The following is a 12,977-nucleotide window of genomic DNA, read 5'->3' as shown; positions in this document are numbered from 1 at the left end:
AGTGACGGTCTGCATGGAAGCAGACCTGTAAAAATTCGACAAAAATCTATCGACGGGGTTTCTGTGGAGGGCGTGGGCCATTGGAGCCCGAGCGCGTCTCGATATGGCGGAACGTCACCCGCCCCTTGTTCAGGTCGTAGGGAGACATCTCCAGCGTGACCTTGTCGCCGGCCAGGACGCGGATGCGGAACTTGCGCATCTTTCCGCCGGTGTAGGCAATCAGTTGGTGACCGTTTTCCAGCGTGACACGGAAACGCGAGTCGGGCAGCACTTCGACCACACGGCCCAGCATTTCGATCAGTTCTTCTTTGGCCATGTATCTCCTTTGGATGTGGCGTAGCGGAGGGTCCTAATTCAGCCGATGGCTCTGCACCATGCTCCGTCCTTCGGACAGCGCGAAACTGGAGGCAAGCGATTCAGTGGCGAACTGGGGAATAAAGCGGAAAACGCGGTCGTATTTGCCGCGGCGTATGGAAACCGCGCCGACAAAGCCACCGCCTTCGGTGGCAATGGGAAACGGGGTGACCAGGTAGTGGCCAATCTGCTCTTTGGTTTTTTTATGCAGCATGCAGGGGATGGCACGCGAACGGGCGCATGCCACCAGCAAAAGGGGAAGAGATGCCCGGCAAGGGGCACACGAGGGGGGCAGATCCAAAACAGGGTGCGGGATCTGCGGGGGATTCGCCAGAGGGAGCGTGACCACCGCGGGCTTCATCAATGAAGGGGCGGATTCCAGCGGCCAGTGGGCGGCGTGGATGTCAGACAGGCGCTGCTGGGGCGAAAGACAGGACAGCGAGTGGGACCAGTGTACACGGCCGGGGGATCCATGCGCCAATGTCAGCACACTGGGCGCCCGCCCCATGGCGCAATCGGCCTGTGGTTCGCACGTCCAGCGCGCCAACGCACCAGGCCACCACTGCGCCACCATCCCACCGCGAACCTGTGTCACTGCCCCACCCTGGTGTGCGGCGCATGCCCACTGCACACCCACTGCACACCCGGCGACGGTGCCCGCTGCGCTGGCTGTCGCACCGCAGGCCCGCCCACCGAACGCCCACTCAAGGCCACAGACAAACGCCACAGACAAACGCATCACACAAGCACCGCAGCCCGGTGCTTGCCCATGGCCTGGGCTGCCGCATGCGGGCCCGCCACCTCCACCGCGCCAGTGGTCTGCCCCACCGGCGCGCACATGCGCATGGACCCATGGCAGCGCCCGCGCCGCTCCATCCCGGCCCCGTGCCATGCGGACGCAGCCCCCTGCCCTACACCGCCCTGTACAGCCCTTTATCGCCCTTTATCGCTCGGGACGGCACCTGCGCGCGGTGGGCGTCTACACGTTCGGCTTGTCCATGGGATCGCCCGGCAGCTCCACCGGTGGGGCATCGTCCGGCGGATCAATTGGCTCGGGCTTCGGGTCCTGGTCTTTGCTGGGGTCTTTGGGTGTTGTGGCCATGGGGTGTACCTCCTGCCGCAGGTATAGCGCCACCTCGGTTGTTCTGGCGTCAGCCTGGGCCTCAAAACGCAAAGGATAGAAATATTTTACTTTTAGGCTATTTTTACTTGACACTGAAAGACTAGCATTTCTATACTTCATCCATCGCAGCAACCCACTGCACCACACCCCAGGCCCGGTGATACACGGCCGCAGCCGACAGAACACCAAGGCGGGGGCAGCTCCCAAGGGAGCGCAGCAGGGGTTGCAGACGCGATCAAGCCAATGACGAGAGCAGCGAAGGAATCCCGGAGCTGAGCAGCCGCCGAGGTCTGCGCCTCTCCAGGCCGGGGGTGGAGGCCTGCAGCGGCCGGGAGAACCTGCAGTGCCAGCCGTCACGCGATACGGCCAAACCAGAGCGCTTTCCCCCGAGAGCGCTGTGGTTTAAGACCCTGCCCTCCCCGTGCACTGGGGCCGATGACAGTGCAGGCCACGGCGCCAATGTAAGAGTTTCCTGCAGAACGGTTTTCGGGCGGGAAAGAGAGTACCGTACAGGGATGCAATTGATCCCGATTGCTTCTGCAGGACCGGAGGTGCATATGTCGATCCTCAACAGAATCGTTGCCTTCCTAGGCAACCCCAGCACACAGCGCCCAGACACGGAAGACGACAGGTACACGGGCGATCATTTCACCTACCGTCCTGACAAAGAGGCATCGCTGGAGCCCCCGGAGTTCAGCCGGCACCCCCAGGAACTGGTGCAGGACGCCAGGGTTCCCCACCGGCGCAGAACGGCAGAGGAAGACTATTGACCGCTGCTGGCCGCGCAGGCCAGCAAGGAGTCAGCGCCATGGCTACAGCAACCGAAACGGCGTGGCCGCCGCCACTGGCCACGCCCCAAACGCAGCCGCATCCATCGCTTCCGCCACGCCCTGGCTACCCCGTCAACGACCAAGAGCCCGAACGGCAACAGGGCGACAGAGAACAAGAACCCGGAGTGAGAGAGAAGCAACAAAGCTAGTGCCTCAGCCAAGAAACCCATGCCCGCCCTGTGCGGGCATTTTTGTGGCCGCACAAGACGCCTCTCCCTGCGCGCGCCCCGTGCCACCGCTACCGCCATGGCAATGGCCGTGGTCAACAGCCAGCCACCGCGCAGCCAGCGCAGGGAATACACAGCCCCTGGGCACCCCACCCGGCAAACAGGCTCGGATCCGCACGCCCGGCGCCCCATGTCCCACGCCCAACGACACGGGCCCCTCTTTCCACGGAGATTTCAAAATGACCGCTACCGGCTAGCGTGCTGCCCGCGCACGCACCTGCTCCCGCAGGGTAAAGCGGGGCCATCAAGCAAGCCCCGAGGCTTTCTTGATGGTGCGGCTCTCCAGGTGGCCTGCACGGTCCGCCTGCATGGCCAGCAGCCAGCCGGCTCACCCTTCAGCGGCGGTCGTTCTGCTCGACCAAGACGGTCAGCAGGCGCAGTTGCTCACGCTGCAGGCCGATCAGCTCGCTCCACTGCTTTTGCTGCAGATCGTCCAGTTTTTCATGCAGCAGCATGATCTCCAGCTCCGCCTTCAGGTTGACCTCATAGTCGTGCTCGCCCCGGATGCGGTCCTTCTCGGACTGCCGGTTCTGCGACATCAGAATGATGGGCGCCTGGATGGCCGCCAGCATCGACAGCACCAGGTTCAGCAGAATGTAGGGGTAGGGATCGAACGTGTGCCCGCGCAAGACAAGCAACGCGGTGTTCAGCCCCATCCACACCAGCATCGTCAGAAAGAACAGCAGCACAAACGTCCAGGACCCGCCAAACGCCGCCACCGCATCCGCAGCGCGCTGACCCAGGCTGGGCGATGGAAGCTCCAGCTCCCGCGCCACATTGCGCGAGATGTGCTTTCTGTGGGCGATGTGCTCCGTGACCTTCCTGGCACTGGCGTCCAGCGCCCCCACGGCGCCCACGTCCAGCCGGGTCCGCAAATGCTCTTTGCTTGGCATCCTGGATGCTCCTTTATTGAAACAGCTGCAATCCGGCATCAAAGATAGACGGCTGCTGCCAGCTTGCCTAGTGGCAGTCCACACCGGCATTGGCTGCGCTACAACACCGGACACGCCCATGCTCTGGACACCTGAACACTCTCCCTCCTTGCTTCATCCGAAGTAAGTTAGCCCGCCCCGCTTCGGCCCGGCGGGCTTTTTTATGTCCATGGTGTGTGGATACGGGTCTGGATTCTGCCGGCCGCGGTGCGCACGCACAAACCGTTGTAGACGATCTGCCCGAATGACAGCAGCAGCAGCAGCAGCCGGACCGGCTCTGACCCCCAGGCCTGCACCCAGGCAATGCCCAGCTTGATTCCATCACTCCTTTCGCACCCCGTATCGCGGCGCCTGGAACGGTCCGGCATCGCCGATGCGCTGCGATTGCGCCCCCACCGGGCAGGCAGCGGTGGCATTGCACGCCAAATCCCAGTCACTGTGGCTGCGGCACGGCTCCGCGTTCGGTCGCGTCACATTGCGTCACGCCATGCGATGCAATCGCCATCCCAACCCTGCACGGGCCCTACCCAGCCAACCCTGCAGTCTGGCCGGTGCCGGGGACAGAGCATGTAACAAATACGCTCTTACATGCAGACGCATCTTCAGAAGATGTGTGGCGCGCAGCCCCTTCATGCGGCGCGCCACCAAGACCATAAAAAAGGATTGATCGCCCGCACAGCCAGTGCTGTGACCTGGACTCCCTGGCTCAACGGCGTGGCCCTTCGCTACCCGGACGGCTCTCCAGCCAATCCCAACCCCGGTCCACGGGCCGATCGCTCATGGAGACCAGGGTGGCATTGCCATCCTGGCTTCCCGTTGGGGGCGACATGCACCCCGTCAATGCCAGCACCGCCGCCGCGATCCCGGCGCGCGCCCATAAGCAATAGTTACACATCTGACAGTCCTTTCACATGAGAGGGGGCGGTCAGCTTCTGCTTCACTTGCAAGCACGTAAATGTGCTGCTTGTAAATCATGTAAACCCGGTGATTAAGGGCCGCTCAGCGAAATCCATCGCTCGCCCGCCCCACCACACCGGCACGGCAAGCTGGCGCAGCAACCTGGGACAGACGCAGGTGACTGCAGCAGCAACCGTCCTCCTGTCGGGGACACATCCAGCCCTTGCCTTCCGCATCCGTCTGCATGCCGCAAGGCAAGGCGCTCTTGCGCACACGGCCGCTGCATGTGACCGGCCTCCTATACCTACCCACACCTGCCCCGCCCGCGCACGCCGGGCGGTTTTTTTATCCTCACCACAGGAGCCCCCATGCACGCACGACTGCCGCTGCGCGCCATCCCCGCCGCTGCAGATGCCCTGCCGCCCTATGAACCCGACACGGTGCGCTTTCGGGTCACGGTCGAAGGCGTCACGTTGGACACCCTGGTCCACTACAGTGACGACTTTGACCTCTCGGTCCCCGCCATCTGGCACCGCGGCGTGAACATCGCCCCACTGCTGGAGCCCGGCATCGACGAGGCCATCCTCAACGCCTACGACGTGCACCGCCAGGCCCTGCGCCAGGATGCCCTGGTGGAACGCCATGCCGGCTTCAGCGACTGAGCAAGCCCCACCCACACAGCTCGCCCGCCCATTCCCTCTCTCACGCAACGGCCTTCTTGCCCGCTGACTCCCGCTGGCTGCACCGCCATATGAAACCCAGCCACACCATGCCGCCCCCACCCACGCCGATGCGCGCAGGAGCGATCAGACATACGGCTGTCAAGCGGTGCCGGCCAGCACCGCCGATCGGGTCCGCCCGTGTCCACGCCGAACGGCAAGCAGACTGCAGCGCAGCAGCGCGCAAAATTTCATGCCCGACAGGAGGTTGACCATGACGAACGCCACTACCGCGAACGATGCGCTTCAGACCTATACCAATATCCTGAAGGCAGACGGGCCTGCCGGCCTGGCCTTCCTCAACAAGCGTGTGCCCCACCGCTACACGGGCGTGTACCAGCTCAAGGACGGCATGCTGCGCAACCTCTACCTGTTTGACAAACAGGGCCAGCACATCCCGGCCGACATCATCGAAGTGCCGCTGCAAGACAGCTTCTGCCAGTTCGTGCTGCGCGAAAACGGCTTCTCCACCGCCAACACCTTGCGTGACCGCCGCCTGGACGGCCTGCGCTTCCAGGGGGCCCTGGGCTCCTACCACGGCCTGCCTATCCTGGACAATTACGGCGAGCTGTTCGGCACCCTCTGCCACTTCGACGTCCAGTGCCTGGCCCTGGACGATTCGGAATACGAATTCCTGCGCCAGGCCGCCCGCCTGCTACCGCGCTACATCAACACCCGCGCCCTGCGCGACGGCACCGCCAAGGTGGAACACCAGGTCAGCAGCGCCGCCCTGGTGGCCTGACCCGCAACACGGCGACGGCGACTGGGGCTGCGGCCACACCGCAGCGTTGCTGCGCTGTGCAGCCTCCCCGGCCTCTACCGCAGGTGGTCTGCAGACACCGGCCACACGCCACGGCGCAATGCGCAATCCAGCACCCGTGCTGTATGCGCGGCGGCGTCCCTGGCGGGCCGCGCGGGATAGGACGGGCGGCATGGCCCACCCACTGCGGCCCAACCACCTACCCCATCCGCATGGCCCGCTGCCCTGGCTGCCTGGCCTCCTGCACGAGCCGGCCTCGGCCCAACCCGGCGCAGGGCACCAGGCTCCGAACGCCAAGGCCGCGGCAGCATGGCGCATCAGGTTTTGGGGCATGGGAAGCTAGGTGCCGCGGCGCCATCCGCCACAGCGACGCCACACAGGACACCGCTTCACGGCACGCGCCAGGAATCGGCCAGTCCACCACCCAAAGGCCTCCGGTGTGGAATGTGTGTGGTGTGAGGCGATGTGTGCTGCGACGTTTGCGGAGCTGTGCGCACAGCGTGCCATGCACCTCATGCACTACCAACCGCAGCACTGCACCAACATCCCCTGGTGCAAGCCCACACCACATGCAGCCACAGGCAACCAGCAACCGGCAAGCACTGCACAAGGCCCGGGCCGCTGCGGACCTCACCGATTTCACCGCCCAGTCGTCGGAAAAAGTAACTCTTCGTTAACTGTCATGGTTCGTTCAAATAACTCGTCAACCATATGCGGACCGGAGACGTTCGATAAACACGACCCAGATATTGATACCAACCTTAGGAGCCCAGCATGACGCATTTTTCCGCCGCCCTCTACGAGCACCTCCAACCCCAACAGGTCATCCCCGAGATGCCTGAACCGCGCTCCCCGGAAGAAGTCATGAGCCTGTTGGCAGAGGAATTGCCCTTCGGCGAATACAGCGTTGACGCCTTCTGAGCACTCCCCCGCACCACGAACCGCCCACCGAGGCGGTTTTTTATGGGAGACCGCCATGGCACCCCCCATCCAGCTCCAGCGCCTGCCGCGCCGCAAGAAGAAGCCCGCCCTCAAGCGGGCTTTGCTGTTTCTGGCCCTGCTCATCGCCGCCGTGCTGGCCGCCACCCAGCTGTAAAGCACACCACCGCTCAAGCCTCCCTCCCAAGCCACCGCCACCAGGCGTGCCACCACAGGCAGCGCGTTCAGGGCCTTTCGCACGTCCTCAGCCCGTACGGCCAGGCAGCGCAGCAGCGCAACAACATATCGATGGTTGTGTCGGCGGCCTATCGACAGCGAATCGGCAGCACCCAGGAGCACCCCATGCACCCCATACGCTTCATCTACATCCTCAACGGCCAGCCCAGCCCCAGCACCTTCGGCACCCGCAACGCGGCCTACACCGCCGCCCTGCTGCACGCCGGCAGCGCCATGGCAGGCATCACTACCGTCGGCATACAAGCCATGGACAGTATCAAAGGTATTGCGTGAGCACCACCCCGTCACCACCCCACACCGCACCTCGCCCCTACCACCAGCCCGCTGCCTTGCGGGCTTCTCTTTTTCTGGCCCTGCTGCTGTGGCTGGCCATCAGCGCTCTCGCGCTGGCCGCGGCCGCCGCTATCGTTTTAGGCCAGAGCTGATCTGGCGCCCTACCCTATGCCCTGCCGGTACCACAACCTCGCCATCCATGCCCGAACAGGCATCGTCCAAGCCGTTCCAGGTCGATCCCTGCCCCATAGCACCCAGCATCCGCACTGCCGTCTGCCTCCCAAGCAGGCGGCACTGCACCATCAACTCTTATCCCTGCCCATAAAAAAACCCCTGTCGGTGCAAACCGGCAGGGGTTGGAGCACGGCGCGCTGCGCTGCGCGCTGTAGATTTAGAAAGCCCAGCGCAGCTTCACGCTGGCAGAGTGGTCGCGCTCGCCGCTACCCATCTCGCCCTGGTAGCCCAGTACCAGGGCGGCGCTGCGCGACAGGGCAACATCGGCCTCCAGGCCCAGCACGGCGGTATTGCGCGCCAGCGGCGTGCCGGCCACGGTGAAGTTCTGACCGCCTTCAAACGCCATGGTCTTCTTGGCCGTCACATCGCCAAAGGCATGGCGCCAGCCCACGGTGGCGCGCAGGCGGCCTTCCTTGCCGGCCAGCTGGAAGTCGCTGTGCACGCGCAGGCCCAGTGTGGTGCTGGCCAGGTCGTCGGTGCTGCTGCGGCCCTGCAGCGCGGCAAAACCACCGCGTTCCTGGAAGCTGCCGGTGCGCTGCTGGCCCAGGCTCACGGCCGCAAAAGGCTCAAACCCCACCTTGTCGTACTGGCCGATGGCGTAACCCACTTCGGCAAACAGCTGCGCCGTATGGGCGCTGTAGTCCGCCTTCAGGGTCTGGCCCAGGCTGGTCACGCGGCGCGTGGTCTCGATGTCGTGCCAGGTATAGGCCAGACCTCCCAGCACATTGATGCGCGGGCCCGTGCCTGTGCCAAAGCTCTTGCCGCCGTATACGGCTGCGCTGTAGCTGTTCACATCCGACTCGGAGGAGCGGTCTGCCACCCTGCCGTCCGCATTGGTGTAGCCCACCGATCCGCCCAGGCGCCAGCCGCTGGTGCCCACTTCCTCGTCCATGCCCAGGAACAGGCCGGTGGTGCGCTGCTTCAGCTGCGCGGCATTGCCGTCACCGTCATAACGCTGCCAGTGGCCCACCACCTCGGCCCATGCGGGCAGGGCCTTGGAAGACGGCCAGGCCGATGCCGGCAGCGGACCGTCGCTTTGTGCCACCGGGGCACCAGCACGGAAGCCCGCCGTCATGTTGTTGCGCAGATGCTGGCCGCTGACGCTGGGCGCAAAAGCACCCAGGCCCACCAGGCTGCCGCCCACGGAGCCGTGGGTATCGCCGGACAGGCTGGCAAACACCGCGGCCGGAGCCCCCGTGGCCAGGGTCTGCACGTACTTGTACAGCTGGTGGGTGCGCGGCAGGCTCTCGATGGCCGTCGCCGCAGACGCCTGGTTGGGCGTCTGTGCCTGGCTGGCAAAGGCGGTGTTGTTGCGCTCCAGGGTCAGCGTCACATCGGTGGTGGTGCCGCTGGTCTGCAGGTAGTCCAGCCCCACAGTCAAGTACGCAAAATTCGATGCAGCAGAGCCGAACGTGCCGTTGATCTGGTTCGCGTGCAGGATGGTGTAGGTCTTGCCCACCTGAAAATCGGTGCTGGCATTGGACTCAGTACCCACATGCAGCACACTCCCGGCCAGATTGGCAGTGCCTGCCACATCAATACGGCTGCTGGCGCCCGAATTCGGATCCACTTGGACGCGATAGGTCGAGCCTGCCAGGAAGTCCAGGCTGCTCACGGCCAATGTCGTGCCAGAAGCCACCTCCAGCGCAGCAGCGCTGCCTACGGTGACATTCCCTGTGCCCAATGCACTGTTGTGGGCAGCCACCAGCGTGCCGGCGTTGATGCTGGTGCCGCCACTGTAGGTATTGGCACCAGACAACGTCAGTGCTGCGGCCCCGGTCTTTCTGACCAAGCCACTGCCGCTGATGGCCTGGGCCAAGGTCGCGTCGCTGGCCTGCTTCAGTTCTAGTGCAGCATGGTTGGTGATGGCCCCGCTGGCCAGATTGGCGGCGGACGCCACCAAAGTGCCAGCGCTGATGACGGTCGTACCCGTGGAGGTGTTGGCGCCTGCCAAGGTCAGCGTGCCGGCACCGGTCTTGGTGAAGCTGCCGGCGCCGCTGATGGACTGGGTCAAGGTGCCATCGCTGGTCTGGCGCAGTTCCAACTCGGCATTGTTGGTAATGGCACCGCTGGCCAGGCTGCTGGCAGAAGCCACCAGGCGCCCCGCTGTGATCAACGTTCCACCCGTAGCGATGTTCGCACCGGTCAAGGTGACCGTGCCTGTACCGTTCTTGATGAGGTTCCCCGCGCCGCTGATCGCGCCACCCAGGGTCAGATCGTGGCTGCCCGCCAGCGTCAGATCCGCATCCAGCGCCACGGCATTGCCCAGCGCAACCGTGGTATTGCTTTGCAGCGTACCGGCACCGTGGACCTGCAGAGCGCCCGAACCCAGCGCGCTGTTGTGGCCCACCTCCAGGGTGCCGCCATCCAGGCGGGTGCCTCCGGTATAGCTGTTGTTGGCGTTGAGCACCAGGGTGCCGCTGTCCTTCTTGGCCAGGGTGGCAGTACCGGTCAGCGCCACATCCAGCGTGGCCGTGGTGCCCGGATCCACGCGGATGATCGCTTCTCCGCTGCCGTTGTTGAGCAGCTCCAGTTGCCCGCCAGCGCCGCCCGAATCAGCCACCAGGTGGTAGCCGTCGGCCGCAAACTGCATGCCTGTGGTGCCCTGTGTTCCTTCCACGGTCACAGTGCCTCCACTGCCCTGGAACACGGCAAAACTACCGTTCCACCCTTGGCTGAAGCTTCCGCCAGCGGTAGCCCAGCTCGAGTTGCTGCTGTTCCACACGCCGCTGCCACCTGTAACGCCGCCAGCGCCGGCAGTACCGCTACCGTTCCAGAAGCGCACATTGTCCTTACCGCCCACCACCAGATTGACCTGCTGGGCCACACTGGTCTGCACCTCCAGGTCAACAGCCTGTACCCCTGCAGGCAACGTCCCCAGGACCAGGCCACTGCCGGTCAAGCTGCCGCCGTAATCAAACAGGCGGTAAACCCCCAACCCGAAACCACCGGCATCGGTGATGTTGAGGGACCCGTTCAGCACCAGATTACCGGTGACGTTGGCCAGGCGACTGGTGCTAGCCACACCCAGCGCCGCATCCACGCTGGAGTTGGCGCTCAATGTCAGAGAGGATATGCCCAGCGCAGAGCCGGAAGCCAGGCTCAGGCGGCCACCATTCGCAACACTCACGCCCCCCCCCAGCACACCGCTGCCAGCCAGGGTGCCGCCACTCTGCACGGTCACGCTGCCGCTACCAAGGTTGCCGTCAACACGCAGGGTGCCGCCGCTGACCAATGTGTTGCTGGTGAGGCTGTTGTTGGTGCCTGTGAGCTGCAAGGTACCGGTGCCGACCTTTTCCAGATTGCCACCTCCACCCAAGATCCCTCCGAAAGTACTGCTGGTACCGCTGCCCACCTTCAAGGTGCCGGCTACCAGATCAACGCTGCCAGCGCCGCTGAGTGCGCCAATGGTGCCGCCATCTTGCAACTCCACCGTTGCAGCGGCGGCAATGTCGAGCTGACTGGAAGCACCCAGAGCGATCGCATTCGTACTGACCAGACGGCCACCCTGGACATCTACCGCACCGGTGAAGTCGTTGGCACCACCCAAGGTCAGGGTATTGGCCCCGGCCTTGTTCAATCCGCCCGTACCGGAAATCTTGCCCAGCAGGGTCAGGTCGTTGCTGCCGGTCAGGGTCAGGTTGCCGTTGAGCTGGATCAGGTTGGTCAGGGTCTGGGCGGTGCTGGTATCCAGCGCCCCCGTGCCACCGATACCGGCGGTGATGGTACCGCCACCGGTGGCCCCGGCATTGGCAAGAATCAGCTTGCCGGCGTTGATGTTGAGGCCGCCACCGAAGCTGTTGGCGCCGCTCAGGGTCAGGTCGGCGGTGCCGGCCTTGGTCAGTGAACCTGTGCTGCTGATCACACCGCTCAGGGTCAGGTTCGATGTACTGTTGACCGTCAGGTTGGCGCCATTGAGCGAGATGGCATTGGCCACGGTCATTGCCGACGTGGTGCTCAGCGTGCTGGCGCCGGTCACGTTCAAGGCGTTGGTGCTGTCGCCCAGGGCCGAAGCATTGCCCAGGGACAGGGTACCGGCGGTTAGGGTGGTGCCGCCGGTGTAGGTGTTGGCTCCGTTGAGAGTCAGAGTGCCGGTGCCCGTTTTGACCAGGGTACCGCTGCCGCTCAGAACGCCGTTGAGGGTCAGGCCCAGATCACTGGTCGCTGTCAGGTTGCCCGCCAGGCTGATGTTGCTGTTGACGATAGAGTTGGTACCGCTGGCGTTGCCCAGGCCACCGCCGTTAGAAGTGAGCGAGGAAACGCCGAGCAGTGCATTGGAGTCGACCCGCAACAGTCCCCCGTTCAGATTGACGCTAGGGCTGGAGGTACCTGTCTTGAACAGCTGGTTGGTCAGCGTCCAGGTGCCGCTGGAGGCTACGAGATTGTTGAAGTTGACGTATTGGGTGCCGTTGATGGTTCCCGAGCCATTGATTCCTGAGCCACCGCCAATGGCATTCATCAGGTTCAGGGTATTGCCGTTGTTGAGGGTACCGGCGTTGACCACGCCAGTTGGTGCATAGGCAATGCCCAGTCCACCAAGAACGCCCAAGTCGACACCAACCCCAGCGCCCCCGCTAAATACAGATCCCGTGACGGCATTGAAAGTGTTGGCCCCACTGCCCGCCCCCAGATTCACACTCCCAGTAACAGTCCCAGCATTGGTAAAGACGTTCCCTAGAGTGGAGGCCTGCATCGCCACGCGGCCGGTGATCGTGCCACCGGCATTGTTGGTCAGCGCATTTCTCGCACCGCCACGCAGCGCGACCACGGGGATGTCTTCTGCCAGTACAGCAGCATTGAGCAGCGGCGTGCCGCTGATCAGACCGGTGTTGTTGACGGTGGTGGTGCCGCCAGCACCGTTCTGTACCACCAAACCAACACCGCCAAGGTTCAGCAGGTTGGCCCCAAGCAGCGTCGAGGTGCCCATGATCTGGCCCGAGGCCAGGTTGTTGACCGTCACCGTGCTGCCGGCTGCGTTGCTGAGATTCAGGCCGGAAGCCAGGGAAACCAGGCCCGGCAGCAGCGAAGGGTCGATACGCCCGCCGTTGTTCACGGTGGTGCCGGTACCGATGAGCGACACCGCGTTGACTGCGTCGACAACGCCGGGATAGATCTGCGCGCCGTTCTGCACGTTGACCGTCAGGTTGCTGATCGAGGAGACCAAGCCAACCGTGATGCCGGTGCAGGAAATCGTAGGCCCGACAGTCGTGCACAGTGCATGGGCAGGGGTAGCGGCCATGCTTGCGCAGACGATGGCGATTGCGCCCGCAATGCCTCGCCAGTTCACCAACAGCCGATCGGCCGGCGACATGCCATGGCCTTCCACGGTGCTGGCAGCGGCACTGCCGCCGGGGCGTGCGGTTTCCGGTGCGGCCACCCAGGCCCCCAAGGTGGCGTTCCAAATGCTCCGATAAATGCGATTCATGCTGACGGTCCCGCAATGCGCTTGTTG

The 12,977-nt window shown here is 64.2% G+C and carries 11 protein-coding genes; 6 read left to right on the top strand and 5 right to left on the bottom strand.

The annotated features are described in order from the left end of the window. Window positions 1–46 precede the first annotated feature (46 nt). The 3 genes from infA to KW830_RS21240 all read right to left on the bottom strand — a co-directional run bounded on the left by infA (window position 47) and on the right by KW830_RS21240 (window position 1,456). Entirely contained in the window at window positions 47–316 is a 270-nt protein-coding gene (gene infA / locus KW830_RS02370) for a translation initiation factor IF-1 (RefSeq protein WP_066532953.1), read from the bottom strand. 33 nt (window positions 317–349) lie between these two features. Then, window positions 350–568: a hypothetical protein gene (locus tag KW830_RS02365; protein ID WP_218331934.1), complete on the bottom strand. Its 219-nt coding sequence runs from the start codon at window positions 566–568 to the stop codon at window positions 350–352. Between the two features lie 765 nt (window positions 569–1,333). Next, window positions 1,334–1,456: a hypothetical protein gene (locus tag KW830_RS21240; RefSeq protein ID WP_255503299.1), complete on the bottom strand. Its 123-nt coding sequence runs from the start codon at window positions 1,454–1,456 to the stop codon at window positions 1,334–1,336. Between the two features lie 578 nt (window positions 1,457–2,034). Here KW830_RS21240 and KW830_RS02360 point away from each other — a divergent pair. After that, entirely contained in the window at window positions 2,035–2,247 is a 213-nt protein-coding gene (locus tag KW830_RS02360; RefSeq protein ID WP_066532957.1) for a hypothetical protein, read from the top strand. A 622-nt stretch (window positions 2,248–2,869) separates the two neighbouring features. Here KW830_RS02360 and KW830_RS02355 read toward each other — a convergent pair. Beyond that, window positions 2,870–3,427, bottom strand: a complete 558-nt coding sequence (locus tag KW830_RS02355) for a DUF1003 domain-containing protein (protein ID WP_218331932.1) — start codon at window positions 3,425–3,427, stop codon at window positions 2,870–2,872. A gap of 1,304 nt (window positions 3,428–4,731) precedes the next feature. Between KW830_RS02355 and KW830_RS02350 the strand changes: the two genes are divergently transcribed. The 5 genes from KW830_RS02350 (at window position 4,732) to KW830_RS02330 (ending at window position 7,443) form a co-directional block, all read left to right on the top strand. Then, entirely contained in the window at window positions 4,732–5,025 is a 294-nt protein-coding gene (locus KW830_RS02350; protein WP_066532963.1) for a hypothetical protein, read from the top strand. Window positions 5,026–5,296: 271 nt separating this feature from the next. Beyond that, the gene (locus KW830_RS02345) at window positions 5,297–5,824 is read left to right on the top strand and encodes a GAF domain-containing protein (protein WP_218331931.1); all 528 of its coding nucleotides are present in this window, start codon (window positions 5,297–5,299) and stop codon (window positions 5,822–5,824) included. Between the two features lie 792 nt (window positions 5,825–6,616). Then, entirely contained in the window at window positions 6,617–6,763 is a 147-nt protein-coding gene (locus KW830_RS02340; protein WP_172591792.1) for a hypothetical protein, read from the top strand. A gap of 360 nt (window positions 6,764–7,123) precedes the next feature. After that, complete coding sequence (locus KW830_RS02335; protein WP_218331929.1) at window positions 7,124–7,291, top strand: hypothetical protein; 168 nt, start codon at window positions 7,124–7,126, stop codon at window positions 7,289–7,291. Then, the gene (locus KW830_RS02330; RefSeq protein WP_218331927.1) at window positions 7,288–7,443 is read left to right on the top strand and encodes a hypothetical protein; all 156 of its coding nucleotides are present in this window, start codon (window positions 7,288–7,290) and stop codon (window positions 7,441–7,443) included. The genes KW830_RS02335 and KW830_RS02330 overlap by 4 nt, the downstream gene beginning before the upstream one ends. 239 nt (window positions 7,444–7,682) lie before the next feature. Here the strand turns inward: KW830_RS02330 and KW830_RS02325 are convergent, their stop codons facing one another. Further along, window positions 7,683–12,950 (bottom strand): autotransporter domain-containing protein, encoded by a 5,268-nt coding sequence (locus KW830_RS02325; protein WP_218331925.1) that lies wholly within the window; start codon window positions 12,948–12,950, stop codon window positions 7,683–7,685. Window positions 12,951–12,977 lie beyond the last annotated feature (27 nt).

The sequence above is a fragment of the Comamonas sp. CMM03 genome (assembly GCF_019218715.1).
GTDB classification, from domain to species: Bacteria; Pseudomonadota; Gammaproteobacteria; order Burkholderiales; family Burkholderiaceae_C; genus Comamonas; species Comamonas terrigena.
The sequence above is the reverse complement of the archived record's forward strand: the minus strand, read 5'-3'. Positions and strand labels throughout refer to the sequence as shown.

Excerpts from the sequence above, each read along its gene's own strand:
- KW830_RS21240 (WP_255503299.1), bottom strand. The coding sequence starts at position 1,456 with ATGGCCACAACACCCAAAGACCCCAGCAAAGACCAGGACCCGAAGCCC.
- KW830_RS02325 (WP_218331925.1), bottom strand. The coding sequence starts at position 12,950 with ATGAATCGCATTTATCGGAGCATTTGGAACGCCACCTTGGGGGCCTGG.
- KW830_RS02345 (WP_218331931.1), top strand. The coding sequence starts at position 5,297 with ATGACGAACGCCACTACCGCGAACGATGCGCTTCAGACCTATACCAAT.
- KW830_RS02340 (WP_172591792.1), top strand. The coding sequence starts at position 6,617 with ATGACGCATTTTTCCGCCGCCCTCTACGAGCACCTCCAACCCCAACAG.
- KW830_RS02335 (WP_218331929.1), top strand. The coding sequence starts at position 7,124 with ATGCACCCCATACGCTTCATCTACATCCTCAACGGCCAGCCCAGCCCC.
- infA (WP_066532953.1), bottom strand. The coding sequence starts at position 316 with ATGGCCAAAGAAGAACTGATCGAAATGCTGGGCCGTGTGGTCGAAGTG.
- KW830_RS02355 (WP_218331932.1), bottom strand. The coding sequence starts at position 3,427 with ATGCCAAGCAAAGAGCATTTGCGGACCCGGCTGGACGTGGGCGCCGTG.
- KW830_RS02350 (WP_066532963.1), top strand. The coding sequence starts at position 4,732 with ATGCACGCACGACTGCCGCTGCGCGCCATCCCCGCCGCTGCAGATGCC.
- KW830_RS02365 (WP_218331934.1), bottom strand. The coding sequence starts at position 568 with ATGCTGCATAAAAAAACCAAAGAGCAGATTGGCCACTACCTGGTCACC.
- KW830_RS02360 (WP_066532957.1), top strand. The coding sequence starts at position 2,035 with ATGTCGATCCTCAACAGAATCGTTGCCTTCCTAGGCAACCCCAGCACA.